Origin of the sequence: Butyrivibrio sp. YAB3001 (assembly GCF_900112195.1) — a bacterium.
Taxonomy (GTDB): domain Bacteria; phylum Bacillota; class Clostridia; order Lachnospirales; family Lachnospiraceae; genus Butyrivibrio.
Genome location: NZ_FOKR01000009.1, coordinates 79287 through 105512 on the forward strand (window position 1 = coordinate 79287; position 26226 = coordinate 105512).

The 26226-nt window shown below is 40.1% G+C and carries 27 protein-coding genes, 1 tRNA gene and 1 riboswitch; of the genes, 22 read left to right on the top strand and 6 right to left on the bottom strand.

The window, feature by feature from the left end:
- Positions 1-27 precede the first annotated feature (27 nt).
- From BM086_RS10930 to BM086_RS10940, 3 genes are all read left to right on the top strand, one after another.
- Positions 28-690, top strand: a complete 663-nt coding sequence (locus BM086_RS10930) for a hypothetical protein (RefSeq protein ID WP_092326313.1) — start codon at positions 28-30, stop codon at positions 688-690.
- A 103-nt stretch (positions 691-793) separates the two neighbouring features.
- Positions 794-1867, top strand: a complete 1074-nt coding sequence (locus BM086_RS10935) for a substrate-binding domain-containing protein (protein WP_242952175.1) — start codon at positions 794-796, stop codon at positions 1865-1867.
- Positions 1868-1988: 121 nt separating this feature from the next.
- Positions 1989-2061, top strand: a tRNA-Pro gene (locus BM086_RS10940).
- 107 nt (positions 2062-2168) lie between these two features.
- Here BM086_RS10940 and BM086_RS10945 read toward each other — a convergent pair.
- The 3 genes from BM086_RS10945 to BM086_RS10955 form a co-directional block, all read right to left on the bottom strand.
- Positions 2169-3491 (bottom strand): tyrosine-type recombinase/integrase, encoded by a 1323-nt coding sequence (locus BM086_RS10945; protein ID WP_092326316.1) that lies wholly within the window; start codon positions 3489-3491, stop codon positions 2169-2171.
- Positions 3492-3537: 46 nt separating this feature from the next.
- Complete coding sequence (locus tag BM086_RS10950; protein WP_092326319.1) at positions 3538-4419, bottom strand: plasmid recombination protein; 882 nt, start codon at positions 4417-4419, stop codon at positions 3538-3540.
- A gap of 186 nt (positions 4420-4605) precedes the next feature.
- Positions 4606-5193, bottom strand: coding sequence for a hypothetical protein (locus BM086_RS10955; RefSeq protein ID WP_092326321.1), 588 nt, complete (start codon positions 5191-5193; stop codon positions 4606-4608).
- Between the two features lie 542 nt (positions 5194-5735).
- Between BM086_RS10955 and BM086_RS10960 the strand changes: the two genes are divergently transcribed.
- Complete coding sequence (locus tag BM086_RS10960; protein ID WP_092326323.1) at positions 5736-6179, top strand: replication/maintenance protein RepL; 444 nt, start codon at positions 5736-5738, stop codon at positions 6177-6179.
- Between the two features lie 51 nt (positions 6180-6230).
- On the opposite strand, the gene BM086_RS10965 is transcribed toward BM086_RS10960, so the two are convergent.
- Positions 6231-6473 carry a helix-turn-helix domain-containing protein gene (locus BM086_RS10965; RefSeq protein WP_092326326.1) on the bottom strand — a complete coding sequence of 81 codons (243 nt, stop codon included), beginning with the start codon at positions 6471-6473 and terminating at the stop codon, positions 6231-6233.
- A 123-nt stretch (positions 6474-6596) separates the two neighbouring features.
- A riboswitch (cyclic di-GMP riboswitch) is annotated at positions 6597-6670 on the top strand.
- 92 nt (positions 6671-6762) lie between these two features.
- Here BM086_RS10965 and BM086_RS10970 point away from each other — a divergent pair.
- The 10 genes from BM086_RS10970 (at position 6763) to BM086_RS20935 (ending at position 12438) form a co-directional block, all read left to right on the top strand.
- Positions 6763-7326: a hypothetical protein gene (locus BM086_RS10970; protein WP_092326329.1), complete on the top strand. Its 564-nt coding sequence runs from the start codon at positions 6763-6765 to the stop codon at positions 7324-7326.
- A 16-nt stretch (positions 7327-7342) separates the two neighbouring features.
- On the top strand, positions 7343-8254 hold the full coding sequence (locus BM086_RS10975; RefSeq protein ID WP_141107734.1) for a hypothetical protein: 912 nt from the start codon (positions 7343-7345) through the stop codon (positions 8252-8254).
- A gap of 21 nt (positions 8255-8275) precedes the next feature.
- Entirely contained in the window at positions 8276-8938 is a 663-nt protein-coding gene (locus BM086_RS10980) for a hypothetical protein (protein ID WP_092326334.1), read from the top strand.
- A 40-nt stretch (positions 8939-8978) separates the two neighbouring features.
- Positions 8979-9848 (top strand): hypothetical protein, encoded by an 870-nt coding sequence (locus tag BM086_RS10985; RefSeq protein WP_092326337.1) that lies wholly within the window; start codon positions 8979-8981, stop codon positions 9846-9848.
- Positions 9849-9925: 77 nt separating this feature from the next.
- Complete coding sequence (locus BM086_RS20930; RefSeq protein ID WP_175560221.1) at positions 9926-10063, top strand: hypothetical protein; 138 nt, start codon at positions 9926-9928, stop codon at positions 10061-10063.
- Positions 10064-10366: 303 nt separating this feature from the next.
- Entirely contained in the window at positions 10367-10984 is a 618-nt protein-coding gene (locus BM086_RS10995) for a hypothetical protein (protein WP_092326343.1), read from the top strand.
- A complete protein-coding gene (locus BM086_RS11000; protein WP_092326345.1) occupies positions 10981-11265 on the top strand; it encodes a hypothetical protein in 285 nt (94 codons plus the stop codon). The genes BM086_RS10995 and BM086_RS11000 overlap by 4 nt, the downstream gene beginning before the upstream one ends.
- 201 nt (positions 11266-11466) lie before the next feature.
- The gene (locus BM086_RS11005) at positions 11467-11712 is read left to right on the top strand and encodes a hypothetical protein (protein ID WP_175560222.1); all 246 of its coding nucleotides are present in this window, start codon (positions 11467-11469) and stop codon (positions 11710-11712) included.
- 50 nt (positions 11713-11762) lie between these two features.
- Complete coding sequence (locus tag BM086_RS20520; RefSeq protein ID WP_141107735.1) at positions 11763-12191, top strand: hypothetical protein; 429 nt, start codon at positions 11763-11765, stop codon at positions 12189-12191.
- Between the two features lie 94 nt (positions 12192-12285).
- Positions 12286-12438, top strand: coding sequence for a hypothetical protein (locus BM086_RS20935; protein WP_175560223.1), 153 nt, complete (start codon positions 12286-12288; stop codon positions 12436-12438).
- A 155-nt stretch (positions 12439-12593) separates the two neighbouring features.
- On the opposite strand, the gene BM086_RS11010 is transcribed toward BM086_RS20935, so the two are convergent.
- Both BM086_RS11010 and BM086_RS11015 read right to left on the bottom strand, forming a co-directional pair.
- On the bottom strand, positions 12594-13883 hold the full coding sequence (locus tag BM086_RS11010) for a GHKL domain-containing protein (RefSeq protein ID WP_092326348.1): 1290 nt from the start codon (positions 13881-13883) through the stop codon (positions 12594-12596).
- Positions 13880-14602 carry a LytR/AlgR family response regulator transcription factor gene (locus BM086_RS11015; protein WP_175560224.1) on the bottom strand — a complete coding sequence of 241 codons (723 nt, stop codon included), beginning with the start codon at positions 14600-14602 and terminating at the stop codon, positions 13880-13882. The genes BM086_RS11010 and BM086_RS11015 overlap by 4 nt, the downstream gene beginning before the upstream one ends.
- A 126-nt stretch (positions 14603-14728) precedes the next feature.
- Here BM086_RS11015 and BM086_RS11020 point away from each other — a divergent pair, with 126 nt between their 5' ends.
- The 8 genes from BM086_RS11020 (at position 14729) to BM086_RS11055 (ending at position 26194) form a co-directional block, all read left to right on the top strand.
- A complete protein-coding gene (locus BM086_RS11020; protein WP_092326353.1) occupies positions 14729-16681 on the top strand; it encodes a glycoside hydrolase family 2 protein in 1953 nt (650 codons plus the stop codon).
- 33 nt (positions 16682-16714) lie between these two features.
- Positions 16715-18247, top strand: coding sequence for an MFS transporter (locus BM086_RS11025; RefSeq protein ID WP_092326356.1), 1533 nt, complete (start codon positions 16715-16717; stop codon positions 18245-18247).
- A gap of 55 nt (positions 18248-18302) precedes the next feature.
- Complete coding sequence (locus BM086_RS11030; RefSeq protein ID WP_092326359.1) at positions 18303-21506, top strand: glycoside hydrolase family 3 C-terminal domain-containing protein; 3204 nt, start codon at positions 18303-18305, stop codon at positions 21504-21506.
- A gap of 2 nt (positions 21507-21508) precedes the next feature.
- Positions 21509-21955 (top strand): hypothetical protein, encoded by a 447-nt coding sequence (locus BM086_RS11035; protein ID WP_092326361.1) that lies wholly within the window; start codon positions 21509-21511, stop codon positions 21953-21955.
- A gap of 298 nt (positions 21956-22253) precedes the next feature.
- Positions 22254-23369, top strand: a complete 1116-nt coding sequence (locus tag BM086_RS11040) for an iron-siderophore ABC transporter substrate-binding protein (RefSeq protein WP_092326364.1) — start codon at positions 22254-22256, stop codon at positions 23367-23369.
- Positions 23370-23469: 100 nt separating this feature from the next.
- Positions 23470-24360 carry a FecCD family ABC transporter permease gene (locus BM086_RS11045; RefSeq protein WP_334292757.1) on the top strand — a complete coding sequence of 297 codons (891 nt, stop codon included), beginning with the start codon at positions 23470-23472 and terminating at the stop codon, positions 24358-24360.
- Complete coding sequence (locus BM086_RS11050; RefSeq protein ID WP_092326367.1) at positions 24357-25391, top strand: FecCD family ABC transporter permease; 1035 nt, start codon at positions 24357-24359, stop codon at positions 25389-25391. The genes BM086_RS11045 and BM086_RS11050 overlap by 4 nt, the downstream gene beginning before the upstream one ends.
- The gene (locus BM086_RS11055) at positions 25391-26194 is read left to right on the top strand and encodes an ABC transporter ATP-binding protein (protein WP_092326369.1); all 804 of its coding nucleotides are present in this window, start codon (positions 25391-25393) and stop codon (positions 26192-26194) included. The genes BM086_RS11050 and BM086_RS11055 overlap by 1 nt, the downstream gene beginning before the upstream one ends.
- The last annotated feature ends 32 nt before the right edge of the window (positions 26195-26226 follow it).

Consider the following 26226-nt stretch of genomic DNA (forward strand, 5'->3'; position numbering starts at 1 on the left):
CGATATAATGAATAATACAGGAGCAAAATGCATCAGGCTACTCATATTACTTATGGTGAGGGAAAAGTTAATATCTTGCTTGATTCTACAAGCCTGAATGAGGTCGCGTCTCCGGAATTCAGATTTGCTGACTATTCCGATGTTGTGACCAGTTGTTTTACGCAAAAAGAACTTGATAGGATAAGCGAAGGTGAAAATGCGGATCTCGTCTTTTCGTTTGTGGTTTCTGACAAAGCGGAAGATGAGAGCATACAGAGCGGATTTGATGCTGCTTTAAAAGAGTATGAGGATGAGTATGGCACTTTAAATGAGGGAATATACATAGATGTAACTGCGTCCAAAAATTTTACCGATGGCTATGATGTAGAATTTTCAAATACCAGGGAAGAAGTTGATATCCAGATGGATATTCCCCTTTACCTTGTTAAAGAAGACAGAGAATATTTCTTTTTATCAAATTATATGGGAGAGTATGTGTTAGTAGAGGATTCATCACCTGATGCCGATGTGCTTACAGTAAAAACAAATGTCATCAGTGATGGATTTCTTGTTTTTCAGGATAGAGAAGAAAAGATTACTGATAATTCCGGTGGCGGCTTCCATATAAAGGGACAGTATGTCTTTGTTTTGGCTACTATTATTCTTGTTATGCTATGGTTTATGTTTGACCATTTGCATAAGAAACAGTAAACTATAATCTTCTATATTTTTGGGATTTGTGCTAATATATTCCTTGGGCTAAATTTAGCTTTTTTAGCTAAAAAATAGCGCATGGCATGGGGAGCGTGAAGTTGTGGGAATTAAAGGAAATAGAATTCATATAGCCCACTGTTTGGTTACATTATGTGTGGCTTTTTCTTTGTTAGTTGGTTGTAATGGGACTGGTAATCTTGTGACTGGTGATGTGGCTGCTACTCAGAGCTCATTTCGGGACAAGCACGTTGGTGTCTGTATTTATGAGCTAAATGACAGCTTTATGTCTCTTTTTACCAACGAACTTATCAGATACCTTGTTTCTGAGGGTTTTTCTAAGGAAAATATTAAAGTATACGGTGGCTCCAATAACGAAGCGGTTCAGCTTTCTCAGGTTAAGGCGCTGGTTGACGAGAGAGTGGATGCACTTGTTATTAACCCGGTAAATGCATCGGTGGCGCATACTATTACTGAGCTTGCTACAGGCAATTCGATTCCTGTTGTTTATATAAACAGAGAGCCTACAGGAGATGAGGAAGATAAATGGGAAGAGTATAACCTGAAAGCTACCTATGTTGGCTGTGATGCGAGACAGTCAGGGATTTACCAGGGTGAACTTGTTCTTGGAATCGGAATGGACAAGCTTGACCGCAATCGGGACGGAATCTTGCAGTATTATATGATAGAGGGCGCGCCGGAAAATATCGATGCCGGATTCAGAACGGTATACTCTGTTTCAACTATTAAAAATGCCGGAATAGAGATGGAATGTCTTTTGGATGAAGTTGGAAACTGGGAGGAAAAAAAGGCAAAACTCATAACAGATAAGGGGTTAGAGCAAGGGCTAATTCCGGAGGTTATCATATGCAACAATGATGCAATGGCGCTTGGCGCAATTAAAGCTTTGCAGGATAACAATCTTGTACCCGGTAAGGATGTGTTTGTAGTCGGCGTTGATGCCCTTCCAGAGGCACTCGACAAGATTAAAGAAGGAACTCTGGTGGGTACAGTCTTTAATGATTATATTCGACAGTCCCATGAGGCAGCAGACGTAATGATCAATTATCTTCAGGGAAAAGACAATGAGCATTATGTTGCCTGTAACTATGTTAAAGTTACCAAAGACAATGCTGATGCCATTTTGAATGAGATTGATAATAAGAAACAGAAGTAAAAAGTTAAATGTTACTTCTGTTTGACGACCTGATGAGAAAAGGTTAAATGAGAAAAATTTCAAAAAATAAAAAATAAGTGTTGATTTTCTAATTACACCGTTATATAATAGAGAACGTCGTCGGGGTGTGGCTCAGTTGGTAGAGCACTATCTTAGGGAGGTAGGGGCCGCGTGTTCGAATCACGTCACTCCGATTGAATTGAGAGGCTACGAGTTCAGTATTTAACTGGCTTGTAGCCTTTTTGCTTGTTTGAAACAAGTGGTTCCTAAGTGGTTCCTACGAAAGGCTTAACCATGCTGGTTAGCCGAATACCTTTTCCCACCTCTCGTCTGCAACTGCTTCATTACTGGCATTTCGCATATAATGAAGAGTAGTAGACTTGCATCTGTGACCACTATTATGCTGGATTGTTAATAAATCCATTCCTGCTTTTGCTTGTTCTGTTACAGCGTAGAATCTGATTTTGTGACTACTAAGATATCTTACACCACACGCTTCGCAATATTTCTTCAGATATTCGTTGAATTTGTTAGTCTTAACAGTTGTTCCTGCTTGATTTGTAAGAATAAACTCGCTATTACCACTTAGAAGCTTGAGCTGTGATAATATGTTTCTTGCAGTCTTCGAAACCGGTAGCCATCTGTCACCATCTTCACCAGACTTTGTGTAATCAAGCTCCAACTGACACCATTTGCCATTTTCGTCCTTACGGTCAACAATCTGATTGTGAATGTATATCTGTCCTTTGTTTTCGTTATAATCAGTCCAGCGAAGAGCTTTCAGTTCTCCAATCCTTACATCCAAGCAGAACATCAACATAATTCCCAGAGTGTAAACATTCTGAGGAAGAGATTGAAGATAAGTGAATAGCTTTTCTCTCTCTTCAGGTGTATACACCTTATCCTTATTGTTCACAATCTTACATTTAAGGCTCTTTGTTGATACTGTTTTGGCAATATTGGAGCTTACGATATCATTAACTACAGCGTAGTCATATATCATATTGATGATACCCTTGATATTACCTAGCTCAGCTCTTGAGATTGATCTTCCAGAGGTAAAGCTCTTATAGAAATCAAATATCTTCTTGGCTGTGAGCTTAGATAGTGGAATAGTTGTTATCGGATTTCCCTTATAATACTTGTCCCACGTATTAACATTTCTGTCATAGGTCTTAGAGGATATATCAGCATCTGCTTTTCTTTCAGCCAACCATTTAACATATAGTGCTTCTAAGGTTGTGTTCTCGATATCTCCAAAAAGATACTTGTGAAGCTTATCCCACATCTGTAGTTCTGAAACTGCGCATTGTGGCGCAGGATTATCCTCTACAATGAGTGCTTTGGGAACACGAGCCTTGTATTGATTTTTGGATGGACAGTAATATACTATCTTCGAAGTATCCCTGACATAGGGAGCAAACTTCTCTACCACATCTTTCTTTAATTTATCTAATGTCATTTGATATATTGCGACATCCTTTGAGACGATTTTATCAGTTAAAATGGCATCTAACAATTGCAATTTTTCATCTTCCGACAAAGAAATATAGAAAGTATCGATTAAAGGCTTGTCTTTCTGATGAAAAGAGGTGATGACATTTTTGCTATTCAGTTGTTCCAATGCCAACACCTCCTTCCTTCTGATATGTGGCAATGTAAGTATTCTATTATCTTGTTAAACAGTCTCTGTTAACGATATGTTCCTTGCTGACAATTTGATGTGCCAGCTTTGTTGCACCATGCTCCAAGCTATTGATGGTCTTATTCAGATCATTATGGTAATCAATCAGTCCGTTTATTCGATTTATGAGAAGACTTTTCTGTTCTTCAAGCTGTTTGTTTTTACGCTCAAGCTCTTCAATCATCTTTTGCTGACGATATTCATTTATGTTCATGTGCGCCTGCTTCTCTCTCTTTGGATGGTCAATCTCTAGTCCATGTAAGTTGCATATTCGTTCTAACTCTTGATTTTGAGCCTTTTCCCATTGAATTTGAGCTGTATCGTGAATGTTCTTAGAATCCAGTCCATATCCCATCTGATTCAAGGATTTTACAAGGGCATTTTGACGTTTCATACCTCTGCTGAGGTTATCTGCGACTGGAATATAATCTATATGCACATGATTAGCGCCAGCTTCATCGGCATGATAGTAGCAACCTATCATTACAAGATTAGGATTCCTCTCGCTCCAACTAGCACAGAATTCTTTTAAAATCTGTTCAGATGTAGTTGAGTCAGGATGATTTTCATAAGATCCTACTGCAATAATCATTTCATACACAGAGTGTTTCTTCTTGTCCTCTTGTATTTTCTTATAGTAGTTTTTTATCTGTCGTTCAGAGTGTCCCTTTTGCTTCTGGTTTTCATTGTATTCTTTGACTGCTTCATTAAAGATGGTTTTATAGGCTTCTTCTGGTTTTATATCCAGCCAAGTTTCATGCCTTCCATTTAAGTCAACATGTTTTTCTTTGGATACAACTTTTGAGTTACGTAGGTTGTGTTGCCTAGCGATGTTAGTTCCGTTATGGGTTGATATCGTGTATTTCATTCGTGTGTCCTTTCTTTTCCTCAGAATGTTCTAGTAATAATCTCTGATATGTTGAGAGATTATTATTAGCACCTCTGAGAAACGAAAAGACCCACTCATAGTAACCTAATACTACTTGTGGGCCTCCCCTCAAGTGATTAGGGCAGGAGGAATATCCTCCTGCACCTCCTTTTAGAAAAACTAAGATTAATAATTCAAATCAAGTTTTTCAAGCTCTCTTCTTTCATCTGTTAAAGAGACGTTAGAATCAGAAAAGTCTGAGTCAAGATTCTGCATAAGTTCGTTGTAAGCTCTTCCCATGTTTAAAAATCTTGCTGACTGCAGTCCAGCCACATTTAAAAGATTGGTATATTCTTTATATGTGTGTATGAGCCTTTCTGCGTTCAAATCAATCAGCTTTCTATACACAGAGTTTTTCTGATACTTGATTGGATCAAAATAGCCCAAACCAAGCGGACTAGAAAAACAGAGTCTTGCATAATCGAACGTAGCATTTGGGAGTCCAAGATCACAGTAAGTACTTTCATATTTTTCGTAGTACATCTGTAACTCGTTGTTGATTCCTTCGACATCTGCCTCAGAAAGCGGTGTCAACTCTTTGACTGTTTCTTCGAGGGCTTCGTTTTCCGTCTTGAGGCTACTGTTTTTTGAACTCAGATGCCTGTTCTCTCTACGTAACTTCTCGAGTTCCTCTTTGATAGAACGTAACTCTTCGTCTTTTTTCTCAAGCTCGGTTTTAAAAAAGTGTTTTGTTTTAAAAATAGTGTTTTCCATAATATCTTCTCCTTTCTGGAAAACGGGCAGCGTCAGTATTATAGGTAGAAAAGCAACTGCCCTCTTGCTTTCCTGCATTTAATTTGGTTTTTTGTGTGGAATGTCTAAAAAGAAATAGCATTTTTCAAAAAATATCTTAAAAAAGATTATCGGATATGTATTCAGTTGAAATATTTAACCGTAATAAACAGTAGATACTTTTTCTTCTGATAATAAGGTGTGTATTGTCTTCTGATGAAAACACAGGCTAATAAAGGATGATTTGGTATGAAATATATAAATAGGAAGGAATCGGAAAGGTTACTACGGAGGTTAGTACCTAAAGATAAGAATAAAATCTGAAACAAAAAGCATATAAACCTAGTGAATAAGCGGGATTGAAGCGGATGGATTTGTTCGGATTATCTTAATAAGATGTTCTATTTTTTTATATTATCCCAAAGACGTTTGCATAGCATGTTCTTTTTCTTCTTTAAAAAAAAACTTCCATATTATCTGTAGCGCGCTAGAAACAAAAAAATTTTCAGAAAGGAAAAAGAAACATGATTAGAGAAAATAGTAAGACAAGAAAGAAGATGAAAACTGTAGGTATGCAGGAATATGTTAACGCTGATACTGGAGAACTGAAGCAGTTTAAGGTTGAGTCCGTTGAGGAGAGAGATTTTAACTTTTATAAGGTATGGATGCCGGCGTTTATCACCTCCCTCTGTGCTGTCAGCAACCAGAAGGCTAAAGTGATGTGCTGGATTATTGATAACATCAACAAAGAGAACCAGCTTATTTATACTCAGAGAGTAATCGCTTCTAAGACCAACTCGAGTCTTGAAACTGTAAACTCAACAATTAAAGAGTTGCTCAAGAAGGATTTTATGAGAAAAGTAGGTAAGTGCTACATGGTTAATCCCAACATTCTTTTTAAAGGTACTATGAATGTGAATGCTCGTTTAAGGGCTGTTGACGAATATTTGGGTGCTAAAAGAGGCTGATAGAAAGAAGAAAAACATGAAAAAAGAGGCTACATAATCACATGCAGCCTCTTAATCTTTTACAGGGTCTATATTCTTAAACAAATCATCAGAGAAAAAATCATAAATACTTATTCCCAAAGCATCGCATACTAATTGAATAGTTATGATACCAGTATTCTTGCTAGTGCCATATATAATGTTTTTTAATGTCGAACGAGGCATTCCTGCCTTTACTGATAATGCGTTTACTGTTAAACCGTATTCCTTACATAAGTCTAAAATGCGTTGTTTTACTGCTTCTTCTATGTCCATTTTGTTCTCCCTTAATTAAAGACTACTAAAGGGAATAAATTTTTGTGGACTTTATAAAGACCATGTGATATAATCACTTTCGCTTTCGATAAATCATTAATCAATGAGTGGTTAATTGATTTATATGATAAAGGGCAAAATTAGAGTAATCTAATGACGCAAAGCTAAAGGGTCCTACGGGATAGCCAGTTGCAAGTGATTGGTAGCGATGCGTATGTATCGCTATTTTTTTTGCTCTTTTTTAAGCAAGAAGACAAATTGTTATGATTATGATTAAGGAGATGCAGAAATGAAAAATGGTAATGAAATGAGTAGAGAAGAACTAATAAGTGCGTTAAAAAATGCTTTAAATGAATGTTCTTCAATAGCATTTAAAGACATTGAAGGACAGGAACAGCTGGTTTTGAGTGAATACGAATTAGAAACGGATAGATTAGAAAGGAAAACTGAAACCAAATCAACAATAACGTGTTTTTTTGCTAGCTGGTTTATTTTTGGAATTTTTGTTGATTTTTTTACTTATGTGTTCATGAATGCAGATTCAGGTTCAAGTGCTTATGGTACCTTTTGGGGATTAGTTATAGCAATTGTTTTCACGAATATCAGGAAAAAAAGAGCAATGAATAAACAAGAAAAAATGTCTGATGAAAAAGGTAAGAAAATGGATGAATTGGAAGAGAAGAGAAAAGCTTATCTGCACCAACATCCTGAAATATTTGGATTTATACCGGATATATATGTTGATAGTAACGTTATTGCAATACTATTATACTATGTCACCAACATGCGTGCGGACAATCTAAAAGAAGCTTTAAATCTTTTTGAACAAGAAAGAGCTGCTGGAATTTTTTAAAAATGGAGAGTTAAAAGTGAAAAAGAATTTATTAAAAGTATTATCGTGTTTAGCATGCATGTGTTGTGTATTGATTATCTGTCCTGCACTAAATGTGCAAGCAAAAAAAGGGTGGGTTAAAGTTCAGGAATGTAGTCCTGGAGCACCTGTTATTTATAGTGAATATGAAATTCCAGATGATCCATACGAACGTTTGAATAATTGTATAAATTTTTTAAGAAAACAGGGATGGAGTGAAGAGAATATTGCAGATGGAATACCTCAGGTATTAGAAAGCCTTGGCTTACCACCTGAAGCAAATCCATATAAGAAAACTCCTAAGTACACTCAAGAGCAGATAGATGCAGCATGGGAGGAAGTTTCAAGAACAGATGCTACTTGTACTAAAGGAACTACTGTAGAGTACAAGAATTCACTTACAGGCAAGACCAAATCTGAGGAAATATCAGAACCTATTGCTCATTCTTATGAAAAGATTACAACTGAGCCAACATGCACATTAGAAGGGCTTGATACATTCACATGTTCAGGATGTGGAGATTCTTATGAAGAGGTGCTTCCTGCAGTAGGACACAGTTACGAAAAAGTAACTGTGGATCCAACCTGTACTGCTGACGGAACTGATACTTACACATGTACTACATGTGGAGATTCATATAAGGAAAGTATTCCGGCACTTGGCCATTCTGAAGGAGAAGCTGTGATTTCAAAGAAGCCTAGAGCTTTTTCTGAAGGTGAGCAGACTATTAGCTGCATTACTTGCGGAGAAATACTGGAAAGCATTATTCTTCCACAGACGTTTCCAATCTCGTTAAAAACTACGATTATTATCGGTGTTGCTGCGATTGCTTCTCTTTGCTGCTTGACTGCAGGTTGGCGCTTAGTTAGAAGTAATAAGAAAATAGATGTTATTAATGACAATGTTTAATGTTGTCTAGGAGAAAAATAAATGACTAATAAAAAAATAATACTTATAACAGCGCTTGTTAGCGCTTTGCTGATGAATGTAACTGCCTGTGGCAAGGCAAATGACTCAGCGACTGTATCTGTTAAAGATGATACTGTACAGATTGAAACAAATCAGATTGAAAAAGATATAGAAATGAGCGCTGAAACAGCAGATATAAAAGTTAAGGAATTACCAGTTGAAGATTTTGAAGCACTTGTGAATACTGGCTATGACGGATATGCTCCTATTGATTATGGTCAGGGAATAAGTATAACGCAAACTGGAAATGGTGTTGAGTTTGGCCGAGATGGAGTGAAGGATGGCGGACGAATTTGGAATGAATTACTCCATAAGGACAAAAAGCTAGTGTTTGCTGATGGCCATTATATGGCATGGTGTGGTAATGATGTAGTCTATTATCTGGAATTTGAAGCACCTATTGACAATATGTATTTTGGAGAATTGTTTGGCACATTGCGAGGTGAATTATGTCATTTTATGATTGCTAACACTTCTGGCGACCAAAATGTTTACTATCTGCATGATACAATTTCTCTTGATAATTATACGATGCTGGTAAATGGTTTAGAGGATAATAGCGAAGAAATATATGAAATCTATATATTTGATTCAGAAGGTAATTTGATTGACAGATACGAGTAATAAATGTAAAAAAATAAGAGTTAAAGGTGTCTTTTAGAAGATGAATAAAATAATAAACAAAATAATAAATAAAATATCATTAGGATTGTGTACGGTAGCTTTGCTTGGTATTTTTAGCTCTATTGAAGCAGATGCTAGAGTTCAAAATCAGTCTGACGATATATTTTATGTAGATAGTTGGAGTGGATTTCAGAGAAACGAAACTAATCTTCCTGTTGATGCATACATTGGGGATGGATATTATTCATGTGGTTCTGCAGATTTGTCGGTAGTTATTACTGCGATAAATGAGGCTCATGGTGATGAAAGTGAAGATAAGTATCATCAGGGATACCCAGAAGGTTCAATGAAGACAGCATTTCAAATGATGATGGATGGTTGGTTGCCAGCGGACTGTTATTACATGATGTTTGATTTTGGTTACTATACTGAGTATGTTGACTATTTCAAAACAAAGGGATGGATTAGTCCATCTTACCAGTTGCCAGATACATTCTATACAATGGAAACAAAGAAAGATTATTCTAAACCGTATGTGTTCTATTATTGTGGCACATACACAAAACTCACATCATATAGCTATACACATGCAACAGATTGTAAATATCTTGCGGAGTATAATAATAGACAGAGAAGATTAGATTCCACACCAGTGCATAATTACGAGATTACTGATCATAGAAATGGATTAGGTGAATATATTCCAAAGTCCTATTTAGAGGACAACGGTTTACTTGGACAGCCATTGCCATATATTGAACTTTTAAAAAATTGGATAGGTAATAGTGCAAAATTTAATGCTTATGATTACTATATGGCAAACCCTGAATTGCAGGAAAAATATGGCCCTGACCCAATTGCTCTTTATTATTATTGTATCGAACAAAATCCAAACTTATTAATTCAATAATCAATTAGTATAGATATAGGAAAAGTGGCCGTAGCACTCTAGAGCGAAAGCCACTTTGTTTTATATAAAGTAATGGTATGGAAGTAGTTACAGCGGTAAAGAAATACAATAATTTTCTGAACAATGAATATGAATTGATAGTGGTTCCTAAAGTGGTTCTTAAGAAAAAAGGATGCCGCAAACCTCCTTTCCATGCATGTTTCAGAGATGGGTGATTATTCGAATCACGTCACTCCGATTAGTAAAATAGAGGCTTTCAGCTTTTTTGGCTGGAAGCTCTTTTTTTATAAGGTTGACAGTTTAATGACAAAACAAGGTTGGCTTATTTTAGTCTTTGTTATTGTAAGTGCACTGCCAAAAGATAGACATATTATTGATATAAGCATGCCCTAAAAAGCCACAATATAGTGTCGTGGGATCATTAAAACGTTGTGATATTATCGGAAAAAGAAGTGGAGAGTATGATTTTATGATGTGATATAATTGGGATAGAAATAGATATAAGGATATGAAAATAAATGCAGGAAAGCATAGTTGCACAGAAAAAAAGAAACAGGCCAATAGCAATAACGGATGTTGCTATAGAAAAGGTTCCAAGAACACATATATTTGGTTTTACAAATGAGCAGAATCAGTTTATACAGGAAATGCACAGAGAAGTTTTGAGAGTTGCTAAAGAGCTTTGTGAGAAATATAAAAGTAATAGCATGGAGGCAGTCATACTTCTCGATTCTCATACATGGGACAGTTGGATTATTAAGGGTAAAAAGGATAGAATTGTAGATATAAAGAATAATCCTAAGGCTAAGGAAGTACTTGACACAAGTACTAAAAATTCGTTACTTTTATTGCATAATCACCCAAGTACAGGAACTTTCTCAGCAAGGGATTTGAGGACGTTTTGCAACAATGATTCCTTGTATATAATGACAGTAGTTGGGAATGATGGTTCAGTATATGTGCTGATGAAAAATGTTGGATTTGATCCAAGTGCAGTTCTGGAAGAGTACGGACGTCTTGCAGAACAGTTTGAAAAGCAGGGTTGTAAATATAATGCTACAGAAGCTATAAAGTATATGCTAAAGAATGCCGAGAAGTATAATATGTCATACAAGAAAGGTAGGAAAAAGATATGAGAAAACAGAATAATACCGTATCAAAACCTCAACCTTTTATTGCACCTGGTTCGGAAAAAAAGCTGACTCCTGAGGAGATAAATAAAAGAAAAATAAAGTTTGAACGGTTAGAAAAGATTGGCGAAAAGCATACCATTATAACAGGGTATGATGCAGAAGGGGAAACAGAGAACCCCTATAGGATAAAGGCGATGATTTTGATAAATCAGGACAAGGATGTACCTGAGGAGCTTATAAGGCAGATTGAGGAATATGATAAACAGCTATTGAAAACAAAATAATGTAAAAATACATGCTCTACTATGAATAGGTAGGGCAGTTTTTTGTTGTAGGAATATCAGATTTGAAATTAATAATAGAACTTCAAGAATTTAAATTAAGGCACAATCCCTTATAAATCAGGATAATCTTATTGCAATATCACCACTGACAATGAAATATATCAGCGTTTTAATAAATCCAGATTAGGATATAAAAATGATATGAAATTAAGAACTGATTTGGACGTGCATATGCTTAAGAGTATGCAGGAAGTACTTGAATATGGATTTGAGGAAAAGTTGAACAAGACATGCACCATCATGGATTCGCGGGGAGCAATTGCCGGAGAGAATAACACGTTGATCTGCTATATCAGTTATTTTGAACTACCGCTCATGAAAGAGATAATTTCTGTACATTCCGGAAGTTTTAGTACGGTTTCTACTATAGATGAGATATTAAGATAATCGGGATACATTATATTACAAGGACACAGATTGATAAGAGGATAATTATATTGAAAAGTATTTGTACGATTAGGAACTTCATACTGGCTCTTTTATCAATGGCCATCATTATCGGTGGTCTGTTCTTTGGTGCGCATGAAACTCTCGAATTAACAGAAGACTATGATTATATATTACAGTCATCATCAGAGGCTACATGTTTGCCACTAAGGTCTCATCTGATGATCAAGGCGAGTGACTCTTGTATTATCTCAGCTTCTGAGGTAAGGGATGTAAGAGTTGTAAGTGAAGTATTAAAAAGAATAGAGAATAATTCTTCCAGTAAAAGAATTGTCATCTTGTCTTTAATAATCTGTATATTGATTTCTGAGGGGGCTTTCTACACTTCTGTTTTACCCTCAATCTATCCTTGGACGAGCTTTATATCGTCAAGGCATAGCATAATGTGCTACATCCATAATCAGGATGGGGCAAAATAATCTCTTTTTTTTCCAAACAGTGAAGAATAGTTAAAAAAATGGACAGGCAAGGTCTGTCCTCATTTGCGTGTCATACGCAGGAAATGGAGAGAAAATGTTAGTTTCAAATATTATTGTTGGTATTTGTTGTGTGTTGGCCTTTGGAGCAGTAGCTTGGGCGGTAATAAATGAATTCAAACCTGAATCCAAAGATGAGACAAACGAAAGTATAGAAAATGAAGATGGAGAGGAAGAAGATCATGAGTGATATTCTTATATTTGTTCTGCCTAAAAAACCACTGCCCAATATATAAAACATCATTTTTCAGAATATCTGTTTCAGCAGATCCTATATCACCAGAATCTGTTTCAACAGATTCCATTAGAACGACTTTCTGCAGATAGCTATCTTTGGACATGGTTTCAGCTTTTTAACGGAAGAATGATATTTAAGTGGAAGATATCGTTCTCCGTATTTGTGTTGAGGGCTCCTTCGAACTTGTCTACAAGCAGCTTGATGCTCTTGATTCCATAGCCGGTTCCGGCACTGCTGACGTCTCTGACCGGCAATTCATCTTCAAAGACTATATTTCCTTCATAATAATTCCAGATATGTATCACAACAGAATCACCAAATTGCTTGAGGCTCACATCTATGAGGCGTTTGTCGGAATCGGTGACCAGATCCGCAGCAGCTCTTGCATTGTCGATGGCATTGGCAAACAAAAAATACAGAGACATACTGTCATATTTTCCAAGGCAATCAGTGTAGCTGACGCAGTTAAAGCGGATGTGCTGACGGGTGCAGAGAGTGCTCATGTTGCGAAGAAGTACATCCAGAACGTCATTACCTGTTTTAACAAGAGGAGAGAAGTTGGAAACGGATTCTCTTATGGGACCAAGATCAGGAAGATCTAGATTTTCCTTGTCGGCGAGTCTCTCAATACGGTCAAGCATATGCTTGAGGTCGTGGGTCTGCACACCGATGAATTCTACCATTGTTTTCCACTGTTCGTACTGCTTTTCCGAGGCAGTAAGAAGCTCTTTTACAACTAGAGCCTCGGCCTTCTGCTGTTGCCATCTGTAGAGATAGAGCTGGATGACAAGGGCAAGGATACAGCATATGATCGCATAGATACAGGATGCAGCCTCATAAAATATGTTTCCTCCCGGATGATCGGCAATCAGTCTGTTAACTCCGATGCAGGTTATGATGATAAGAACGGAAACGGCATTTAAGCGCATGGAGCTATTCTGAGGTTTGTAATGCCTTGCAAGAAGAAGATAGGTAAGAAGATAAACTACAAAAAACACGCACAGATCTGACAGAATATAGAATGACGAGATCCATGAAAGCTTACTAAACGCAGGTATGAGCATGAAAAGTGTAAGCACCTTATTTGCAATGTGCTGCGTAGCAACTCCGGCTATACAGGCTGGGAAAAGAATCAGAAACGGAGCGTCAAAAAGAATACAGATCCCTATTATACTTACTGCGATCACAATAAGAAGATACATAAGTCTGATGAAAGTGGATGCGGTCTGATAAAGGTCCACAAAGGACATCAGAAAAACAGAGATGATGAGAAAAGAAATGAGCTTTGGATAAAACAAAGCTCGTTTTTTTAAAGAATATACGAATAAGAATTCTGCGATAAAAATTTCAAGAAAGTAACCAACTGCTCTATAGCTGTTTAACCAATCAAAGATCATTTATATCCCCCTCCAAGATACATGTTAAGCTGCTCCATAAAGGCCTTCTTCTTAGAACGGCCTATTTTTATCCTGTCACCGCCAACAGCGATCTCATCTCCGTACAGCCCTGTAACATAGGAAAGGTTAACCAGGGCGGAGGCACTGCATCTTGCAAAATTGCATCCGGACAGCTCATTTTCTCTTTCACTTAAGCCACCATAGGAGTCTATGACGCCGTCAACAGTGTGGAACATAAGATCATGGCCCATTACATCGATGTACATTATATCATTGGAAGAAACTATTCTTGTTCCCTCTTTTTCTTTTATCTTAACAGGCTGACCGCTTCTACTTGAAAGGAGCTTGATCGCTTTGTCAATTTTGACAGAAAGATTGCTGTAGCTGATGGGTTTTAAACAGTAATCAAGAGCATTCACACTGTATCCCTCAGGGGCGAACTGAGGCATGTTGGTCACAAAGAACAAGATGACTGTATCGTCGATATTTCTCAGTTTCCTGGCGGCGTCCATACCGTTCAAAAATCCTTTTCCCAGGTCAACATCCATAAATACGATGTCAAAAGCTTTTTTGTAGTTATCCAAAAATGTTTCGGCCTTATTGAAAATTTGGGTATTAAAAATAAAACCCTTCTCAGATCCGTATCTTGAAAGGCATTTTTCAAGGAAAGAGGAGTACTCATTATCATCTTCCACAATGGCTACAAGTAATTGTTTCATAGGCTTATTGTACAGCATTTTATAGATGATTGTAAATTACGCTGTAAAAGGTGCAGATTATTCCATCTTGATTGAAGTTACATTCCGGAATTTTGTAAAATTTTGACAGATTAAAGGAGTCGTGAAATGAAAAAGTTCTACAACATCAACAACGGTTGGAAGTTTTATTTGGAAAAAAATGATCCGGTTATGGTCAATATTCCCCATACCTGGAATAACATTGACGGACAGGATGGGGGAAATGATTATTTAAGGACCCTGGCCAGATATGAGAAAGAGATAGATTGTCCTTCTTTTGACAGGGAAAAAGAGGACGTGTACATCGAATTTGATGGTGTTAACTCGGAGTGCGATGTATACCTGAATTCGCAGAAAGTTATAAGACATGAAGGCGGATATTCAACCTTCAGAGCAAATATTACAGATCACCTTGTTGAGGGAAAAAATTTCCTCAAGGTCAACGTGGACAACAGACCAAATCAAAGAGTATATCCTCAGAAAGCCGATTTTACATTCTACGGCGGAATCTACAGGGACGTAAGACTCATTGTTGTAAATAAAGAAAGATTTGATCTTGATCACTTCGGAGGACGCGGACTAAAGGTGAGTGCCCGTCCGATCGAAGGCTACAAGAAGGCAGACGTCAGAGTGAGCTGCTATCTTAATACAAACAGAGGCAATGTAAGGATTATTGTCTCTGATATGGAGGGAAAAGAGTTTTTTTGCCAAAATGCAGGCAGATCTTTGAACGAAGCACATCTTGAATGCTGCATCCATGAAGTGGAGCTGTGGGACGGAATTGAGAGACCATATCTTTATAACGCCAAGGCTCAGCTTGTTATAGACGGAGAAGTCGCAGATGAAGTTGAAACACGCTTTGGTGTCAGGGATTTCCACTATCATCCAAAGACCGGTTTTTATTTGAACGGCAGGAGCTATGCACTTCACGGTGTCTCAAGACATCAGGACAGAAAAGGCCTTGGAAATGCCATCACAGATGAGATGCACAAAGAGGATATGGACCTTATCTGCGAAATGGGTGCAAATACCATAAGACTTGCACATTATCAGCACAGTCAGACTTTCTACGATCTCTGCGATGAGAGAGGAATGATAGTCTGGGCCGAGATTCCATATATTTCAGAGCATATGCCTGAAGGAAGGGCCAATACCATCAGCCAGATGAAGGAGCTTATAGTTCAGAACTACAATCATCCTTCAATTGTCTGCTGGGGTATATCCAATGAGATAACAATATCCACCAAGGACAAGGCAGATATGCTGGACAATCACAGACAGCTCAATGACCTTTGTCATGAGATGGATAATACAAGATTTACAACACTGGCATGTTATGCAATGTGCGGACCGTTCAATAAGGTGGCACACATTACAGATACAGTCAGCTGGAACCTTTATCTGGGCTGGTATGTTCCGGGGCTTTTCCTCAATGATATCTGGATGAGATTTTTCCACATGGTTTATCCGGACAGAAGCCTTGGTTATTCAGAGTACGGATGCGAGGGAATGCCGAACCTTCACAGTGAGCACCCAAGAAGAGGAGATCACACAGAGGAGTATCAGGCAATCTATCACGAGTACATGCTCAGATGCTTTGAAAGAAATCCTTTCATGTGGGCGACTCACGTTTGGAACATGTTTGATTTTGCAGCTGATGCAAGAAACCAGGGTGGCGAGCCGGGAATGAACCACAAGGGCCTTGTTACCTTTGACAGAAAGGTTAAAAAAGACAGCTTCTATCTGTACAAAGCATGGTGGAGCAATGATCCGTTCGTCCATATAACTTCAAAGAGATTTAAAGACAGAACGTCAGGAAAGATAAAGATTAAAGTCTATTCCAATCAGAATGAAGTAACTCTTTTCAAGAACGGAAATAAGATCGCAACAAAACATGGACAGCATGTTTTTGAATTCACAACGACGCTGGAAAACGAATGCACCTTTAAGGCTGTCAGCGGCTCTTTTAGCGATGAAGCAGTTTTCAGGAAGGTGAGCAGACCAAATCCTGACTATAAGCTTAAGGAATCCGGAGACAATGGCGCAAACTGGACAAAATAAATCAGAAATATCAAAAAGATTCGGAGATAAAAAATGGGAGAAACAGTTACGAAAAACGACGGGATCAACAGAGCAAAGCTTTATCAGCTGGTTCTTTTCCCACTGAACAATGGGGCGACAAATGTCTACTATGTTCTGGTACTTGCCTACATAGCAACATTTGGTTCAAACGTGCTTGGGCTTGGAGTTTTGTTTGCTTCAGTGATGGTTACGGGAATGAGGGTGTTTGATGCTTTTACAGACCCGATAATCGGAGCACTTATGGACAGGACCAACGGTAAGTTTGGTAAGTTCAGACCCTTTATGGTTATAGGAAATCTGATAATGGCACTCAGCATTATCACCATGTATGTGATAACACCGGGAATCCCGGAATCCATGATGGGACTTAGGTATGCAGCATTTGTAGGACTATATGCGATCTGGGTTATCGGATACACTTTCCAGACATCCTGCACAAGAGCCGGGCAGACAGTTCTTACTTCAGATCCTAATCAGAGACCACTGTTCACCATTTTCAATACAGTCGGATCTCTCGCCGGAATGGGTGTCATGCAGTTCCTTGCACCGATCATCAGGGCAAATGTTGCAGATTACTCTAAGGCAGAGTTTTACAAAGTTCTTACACCAATTGGAATTACGGTATCAATTCTTTTGACTATCCTTGCAATTATCGGTATCTGGGAAAAAGACCAGCCGAAGTACTTTGGAATCGGAGGCAGCAAGCAGGAAAAAGTAAAGATCTCCGAATACATCGAGATCATCAAAAACAACAGCCCTATGAAGAGGCTGATGATCGCAGGAGCAGGCTGCAAGCTGGCCCTTTCGATCGCAACAAACACTACGGTTTTGTGCATGCTCTACGGATCAATGATGGGCAACTATGATGGTCTTTACCTTCCGATGATGATAGTTGGTTATATTTTCTCGGTTCCTTTCTTTGTCCTTACAGTAAGGACCAGCCAGAAGAAGGGACAGAGAGCATCACTCCTTCGATATGTATCTCTGGCACTTATCTGCTATGTGGGAGTACTTGTTCTTCTCCTTGCATGGAAGCTGGATGTACCGGCACTTAACCTTGTGCTTATATCAAACGGAAAATTCAGTATAAACCTTTATACGGTTTTATTCATATTATTCTTTGGAGTTGGCTATGGAGCTTATTACTCCACAGCAGATATGCCAATTCCAATGGTAGCTGACTGTTCAGACTATGAGACCTACAGATCCGGAAAATATATTCCGGGAATAATGGGAACTTTGTTCTCACTGGTAGATAAGCTTGTTTCTTCTTTATCTGCCACAGTTGTAGGAATAGCTGTAAGTCTTATCGGAATCAAGTCTCTTCCAACTGCAGAGACGCCCTTTGCACCGGGGATGAATGCAGTTGTTATCATACTTTTTTGCATAGTACCAATGATTGCATGGGTTATCACGATCATAGCCATGAAGGGCTACATTCTCACAGGGGATGAGATGAAGAAGATCCAGGATGTCAACCAGAAGCGAAAAAAAGCCATTGCAGAAGGTATGAGTATCGAGAAGGCAATGAAAGAATTCACCTGATAAGTGAAATCAAAAGGCAATGGAAGAGTATAGAAAAAACCAGGAGGAAAAAACATTGAAAAAGACAGGACTTTTCAGGGGCATGGCCGCTGTGACGACATTTCTTTTGTCTGTTTCCGTTATTGCGGGAAACACATTGGAGTCATTTGCATCTACTATTGACACTGCCCTTGGAACACAGAGTGAAATGATGGTAACAGATGACAAGGATGCCGTGTATGACAAGTTTGCACCACCGGCAAACCTGCTTAATGAGGATGGGACGGGCAATTCTCATGCACTCATTCAGGCAGCCATCGATCTTAACAGACAGCAGGCGGCAGAGGGATCAGTTCTTTTAAAGAACAACGGAGTACTTCCACTCGCAAGCGGATCTAACGTTTCATTATTCGGAATCCGCTCTCAGGTGCCAATCCTTGGATCAAGCTTTGGTGTTAAGGCTTGCGGAGGATTTATTAATCTTGATGAAGCACTTCAAAATAACGTTACAGATTTTGCAAATCATATCACAACTTCTCTTTCACAGAACTGGGCAACAGGCCAGGTTGAGAGAGGATATACAACTGATGGATGGTCAGGAGACGAGTTTGAGTTTGACGGTGCAGGCTTCAAAGTAAATCCTACTATGACATCAATCTATACAAAGCTTAACGAGACTTATCTTCACACAGAAAATGCAGGCCCTTCCGAGGAGTATGATCCGGGTGAGCCATCTGTAAAAGAGATCGAGTCAGTAAATTCTTCTTACAAGGACAGCTTTGCAAAGTATGGCGATGCAGCTATCGTTGTTATCGGAAGACCAAGCGCAGAGAGTGAAGACTATCTTCCGGGCGGAATTGTTTCAGGCCTTGGAGCAGAGGAGCCTCTTGCACTTACAACAAATGAAAAAGATATGATCGCTCTTGCAAAAGAGTGCAGTGACAAGGTTATCGTTCTTGTTAACAGCGCTTCTGCAGTAGAGATCGGAGATCTTAAGGGCGATGCGGATATTGATGCGATCCTCTGGATCGGTGCACCCGGCTCATATGGAATGCTCGGTGTTGCAGATATCCTTAGCGGAAAGGTAAGCCCTTCAGGCGGACTTGCAGATATTTTCCCTACATATAACCTTTCAGCACCTGCTATGCAGAACATGGGTAACTTCTCTTACAAGAATGCAGCTGATGTTATCACAAGAGAAAACAGCAGCAACTACATCATTGAGGCTGAAGGCATCTATGTTGGATACAGATATTACGAGACCAGATATTATGATGCTGTTCTTGGACAGGGCAATGCTGCATCAAAGGCAGGAACCTATGCTTCAAAGGGCAACTGGAACTACGATGATGAAGTAGCGTACGGCTTTGGCTACGGTCTCTCATACACTACATTTGATATGGAGTTCGACGGAGAGCCTGTAATCGAGGTTTCCAAGGAAGGCGATGTTACAACAGCTACTGCAACCTTCAATGTAAAGGTCACAAATACAGGTAAGGTAGCAGGTAAAAAGAGCGTTCAAATCTACGGACAGGCTCCTTATGAGCAGGGTGGAATTGAAAAGAGTGCAATTGTCCTTCTTAACTATGGCAAGACAAAAACTCTTCAGCCCGGCGAGTCAGAGACTGTTTCTGTAAAGGCTGATCTTCAGTACATTGCAACTTACGACAGCTCTTTTGACAACGGAGACGGAACAAAGGGAACATATATCCTTGATCCCGGAACATACTATTTTGCATTCGGTAACGGTGCACATGATGCCCTCAACAACATCATGGCTCTTCAGAATGTAGATACAGCAAGCCTTGTGGGCGAAGCTAATCCTGCATATGCATTCCAGACAGAGATCACAGAGGACGTCATTTCAAGAACTGCCTTTGCTTATTCAAAGACAGGAGACAAGATCTCTAACCAGCTTGATTATGCTGACTGGAACTATTTCCAGGACGGTGAGGTTACATACCTTAGCCGTGCTGACTGGGATAAGACATATCCTAAGACTTACAGCGATATGACTCTTACAGACCAGGGACTTATCGATTACTTAAACGGTAAGTACTATACACTTAAGACAGATGATGATACATCAGACATCAAGTGGGGCGTTAACTCTGACCTCATGTTCTATGAGATGGCAGGCGCATCCTTTGACGATGAGAAGTGGAATGAGCTCCTTGATAAGATGACTCTTGAAGAGGCTCAGTATATTGCAACTTTTGGTGGCCCAAGTATTCCCGGAGCATCATCAATCGGAACTGTTGAAACTTACATGACAGAGAATGCCGGAAACGGTATTGCGGTTAACCTCAATGCGTCAAAAGACACTGAGGCTCCATGGAACATCAAGAGCGATGATCCAAACGGAAACTGGCACCCTGAAGTATTCGGCAGCAGCCCTCTTACAGCAGCTGCATTTAACCCTGAACTTTCCTATGCTCTTGGTGAGTTCATCGGAATCGAGTCACTCTTTACAGGTATCCCGATCCTTTGGGGCCCTGGACTTAACACACACCGTCATGCATACAACGGACGTAACGGTGAGTACTATTCTGAGGATCCTATCCTTTCAGGATATACAGCAATGGAATTTGCAATCGGAGCACTTAACTATGGTCTTATCGCAGCACCTAAGCACTATGCGTTCAACGACCAGGAGACTAACAGAGCAGGCGTTGCTCCTTTCATGACAGAGCAGAGAGCCCGTGAAGTTGAGCTTAGAGCATACCAGATCGCATTCGAAGCAACAAAGTATGACACAGATTCTTATGACGCAGGTATGAGAGGCCTTATGGTATCCTTCTCAAAGATCGGACCTGTTGAGTGTACAGTAAGTACAGGACTTATGACAGAAATCCTCAAGAAGGAGTGGGGCTTCACAGGATATGCAGTAACTGATATCTATGATGACTTTGATCTCTACACATCAGTTCTTACTTCAGGTGCAACCTGCTACGATACAAGAGGTATGTCAGGCTTCTATACAGATACAACTCTTGACAGCCCTAGATTTGCAAACCAGGCTGACGGCGCAGCTATCAGTGCCACAGTATTTGCAGGTGATGCAAATGCTCAGCAGGCGGTAAAAGAGTCTGCACATAATGTACTTTATGCAATCGCATCCAGTAACCTTATGAACAGATACAATGCAACAACTCATGTAGTTAAGCTTAACACATGGTGGAGAACAGCATATAGAACAGCAATTGGAGTTTGCGCTGCTCTTACAGCTATCTTTGCTGTATTGTATATTCTTTCAAAGAGAAAAGAGAAGGAGGCGTAATAATGGCAGACTTTATGAAAAAGCAGAGCGTTGGAGCTTACTTTAATATAATTGCAGCAGTACTCGGCGTTGTCGGAATTGTTGCAGCTGCTATCTGCAGCAATATGACAGTTACCTATGCACTTGGCAATCTTGGAACAGTTATAGCACTTGGATGTAGCGGAATTGTTTTGGCAGTTCTTGCGGTAGTACTTCCAAATAAGTTTGGAAACCATGATATTCTTGGCACTATTTCAGTTTTGGGAGCGATAGCTCTTTTCACTACAGCCTTTGGAAAAATCCTTTCAGAGAGAATCCTTCTCATCGCAGGACTTTTCAGCTACGACTCAGTTAATACTGTAGGCTGGCAGGTATTTAGCGTAACAGTAGTTGCATTTGCAGGTTTCATTGTGGGAGCGCTTGTTCTTATAATCGGTGCCTTCACCCGTTCTGTAAAGGAAAACGCATAATTTGTACAAGATAATAATTCTTGAGGAAGACTCCCGGCAGCTGCCGGGAGTTTTTTGATCGTATAGGAAATTGCTCCGCAAATCCCTATACGATCAAAAACGCTCCGCTATGGATGCGCAACTCGCGGAAATGAAAGTATTGCTTACGCAATCCGCTCGTGCGCGAAAGAGTCGCGAGCGACTCTTTGTTCCATATAATAAAAGATATAAAAATTGTGCAAGATTATGTTGACAACAATCGTAATTTATGAGAATATGGATGGGCGTTAGCAAATGCTAACAAGAGAGGAGCTTATTCATGAAGAAGAAATTATTATCTACAATTATGGCAGCAGTTATGGGTTTATCAGTAGTGGCTTGCGGAGCTTCAAATGAGACACAGACTGCCTCAAATTCAGTTAATACAGAGACAGAAGTAAATTCAGAAACAGAGGTAAAATCAGAGACAGCTGAGGGTAAGGCAACAGAGGATGCTTCTACAGACGAGATTTCAGCATCTGAGGATGTTTTCCCGCTCACTATCACACACGGCCTTGGCGAGACTGTTATTGAGTCAAAGCCTGAGAATGTTGTGGCAATTGCGTGGGGCAACCCCGATGTACCTCTTGCTCTTGGAGTTATGCCGGTTGGAATTTCAGAGGCCAATTTTGGACCAAGAGATGAGAATGGACTTCTTGCATGGACTGCCAAGGCTTTTGAGGATGCAGGCGTAAAGCCGAATGTATTTGATGATACAGACGGATGGGATTATGAGGCAATTTCAGATTGTGCTCCTGATGTGATCCTTGCAGCTTATTCAGGACTTAGTCAGGAAGAGTATGACAGATTATCAGAGATAGCACCTGTTGTTGCTTACCCTGAGATTGCATGGTCCACAACCTGGCAGGAAGAGACAGTAAATGATGCCATTGCACTTGGCATGGAGAAAGAGGGCAGAGAACTGGTTGAAGATACAGAGAAGCTCATTGCTGATAAACTTTCTCAGTATCCCGAGCTCGAAGGCAAGAGAGTTGCTTTCTTCTGGCTTTCAGAGGATGACCTTGGAACCTTCTACATTTACACAAGCAATGATCCAAGAGCTGCCTTCCTTTCAGACCTTGGATTTGTAACACCTGACAGCGTAAAGAGCCTTATCACAAGTGATCAGGATTTCTCAATCACAGTAAGTGCTGAGAATGCAGATCTTTTGACTGATGTAGATATCATCATCACTTACGGAACAGAGTCACTTGTAGATGCAATGCAGGCCGACGGAAGATTTGCAAACATTCCGGCTGTGAAGAACGGAGCATTTGTGCTTCTCGATTCAAATGATGTTCTTGCAGCAGCCAGCACACCAACAGTTCTTTCCATTCCTTATGCAATTGATGACTATTTGAAAGCGCTTAATGATGCAGCAGAAAAAATTCAGTAATTACAAGTTAATAACAGGGCTGGTGGTGGAGATCGCCTTCGTGCTTTTGGGAGTTTTTCTCTAAATATCCTATGGCAGCAAGAGCATTCCTTTTTCGGATGTGACGGGCTTTTTTACAGGGGCACTTACAGATGACTTCATTTCAGCAGTTATCTCAGCCAGAATACCCAGAACAGTTTTTGGGCTTCTGGCCGGTGCTGCGCTTGGGGTATCGGGAGCACTGATGCAGGCTATCACCAGGAATCCTATTGCTGACCCAAGTATCCTGGGAGTCAACACCGGGGCTTCGCTTCTTGTGGTGATCGGGATAGCATATCTTAATATTTCCTCCGGAATAAAGCTTATCGGACTTTCTTTTACAGGAGCGCTGCTTACAGCTCTTTTTGTATACGGGATTGCATCAGTGGGCTATGGCGGTGCAAACTCGATAAAACTTGCCCTGGCGGGAGCTGCGGTATCAACAGCTCTTGGAGCGCTGGTAAACACCATTATGCTTCCTGATTCACAGGTCATGAAGGAGTTCAGATTCTGGCAGGTGGGCAGCATAAGCGGAGCTACCTGGGATGATGTAAGGCTGCTTATTCCGTTTTTTGTTGTCGGTGCAGGGTGTGCACTTCTTTGCGCATCCCCTTTAAATGCACTGGCTCTTGGAGATGAGATGGCTGTATCCCTTGGGGTAAAGGTTGGACAGATAAGGCTGTTTACTGCGTTTGCAGGAGTGCTTTTATGCGCGTCAGTTACTGCTCTTGCAGGACCTATCGGCTTTGTGGGACTTATGCTTCCACATGTTTGCAGGCAGCTTTTTGACAATGATCTGAGAATAATAATTCCAATGTCCATGATCGGAGGAGCAGGTCTTTTAACCTTTTCCGATGTACTTGGAAGAATACTGGGAAGACCCGGGGAGCTTGAGGTTGGAATTATTACTGCAATAGTCGGCGCTCCGGTATTTATCTGGATCGTTTGGAAGACAAAGGCAAAAGGTATATGACAAATTCAATAGATAATGATTTAAGAAAAATATATAAAAAGCATGACGTTCAGAACGCCTTTTGCATCGTGGCTCTTGTTGTCATCATCGGCATCCTTTCAGTGTTTATGATGACTCTTGGCAATACTGATTATTCGTTAAAAGAGGTGTTTGGATACCTGTTTAGTAATGAAACAAAAGGAGCTGCATATACCATAAAAACCTTGAGGCTTCCAAGAATGCTGGTAGGCGGTTTTGCGGGATTTGCTTTTGGCATTTCAGGATTTACTTTTCAAAATCTGTTAAGAAATCCTCTTGCTTCTCCGGATATTATAGGAGTTACGGCAGAATCCTCTGCGGCAGCTGTTTTCTGCATTTTGATCCTTGGAATATCCGGTGCGGCTGCTTCCTTTTTTGCCGTGGCAGCAGGACTTATCATAACTACACTGATATTTCTTTTATCAGGAAAAGGACATGCATTCTCAAGCAGGATGATCCTCATAGGAATCGGAATGCAGGCGGTTTTGAATGCACTGATATCATGGATGCTGCTGGTGGGCTCAGAGTATGATGTAGGAACTGCGCTCAGATGGCTTCGCGGAAGTCTTAATCTTGTGCAGATGAGTGATGTTCCGGTAATTGTGACAGTGACTGTTATTTGCAGCGGACTGCTTCTTATATGTAACAGATACCTTCGTATGATGCAGCTTGGTGACGAATATGCAACGACACTCGGAGTACCGATGACAGCAGTAAGAGTATGCTGTATGGTCTGCGCGCTTGTGCTTAGTGCAACAGCGACAGCTGCCACAGGCCCGATCGCATCGGTTGCATTCTTATCAGGGCCGATTGCCCAGAAATGCACCAGGAACGGCAAAAATGCCATGGCTGTTGCAGGCCTTGTGGGAACGATACTTGTTTTTGCATCAGAACTTGTCAGCAAGAACGTTTTTGAGACGAAGTACCCTGTTGGTGTTATAACAGGACTTTTAGGGGCACCGTATCTTCTTTTGTTACTGCTAAACCTGAACAGAAAGGGAGAAAAGATCTAATGGATGGATTTGCACTTAGTCATGATTTCTGTGCCAAGAACATCAGCACGGGATATGAAGAAAAACTGATACTTGAGGATATGAACATTACCATCCCTGCCGGAAAGTTCAGTGTTTTGATCGGACCAAACGGCTGCGGAAAATCAACTTTATTAAAGAGCTTTGCACGTCTCTTAAAACCAAAGTGCGGAAACGTTCTTCTTGACGGAAAATCAATTTACGAACTTCCAACCCAGCACCTGGCAAAGGAGATTGGGCTTCTTCCCCAGTCGCCGATTGTCCCTGCGGGCATAACAGTGGCAGACCTGGTTGCGCGAGGAAGATTTCCTTATCAGAATCTTTTCGGGCAGCTGTCAAAGGCTGACTATGAGGCTATTGCCTGCGCTATGGAAGCAATGGGAATAGCGGAGCTTGCAGATAAGAGTGTGGATTCACTATCCGGCGGCCAGAGGCAGAGAGTATGGATTGCGCTGGTCCTTGCGCAGGACACAGATATCCTTCTTCTCGATGAGCCAACCACCTACCTCGACATTGCATATCAGGTAGAGATCCTGGACTGCCTGGCAAAACTTAACAAATTAAAGAAGACCACAATAGTGGCCATCCTCCACGACATCAACCTATCCATCAGATATGCTGACCACATCTTCGCTATGAAGAAAGGACAGCTCCTTGCAGAAGGAACTCCAAGAGACATCATCACAACCGATCTCATGAAAGAAGTCTACGGCATGGAGAGCTCCATCATCACCGATCCCGAAACCGGAGACCCCTACGTTATACCAAGGAGCAAAGCCGGCTGATGTTTTGAAAATTATGATGTGAAAATTACCGA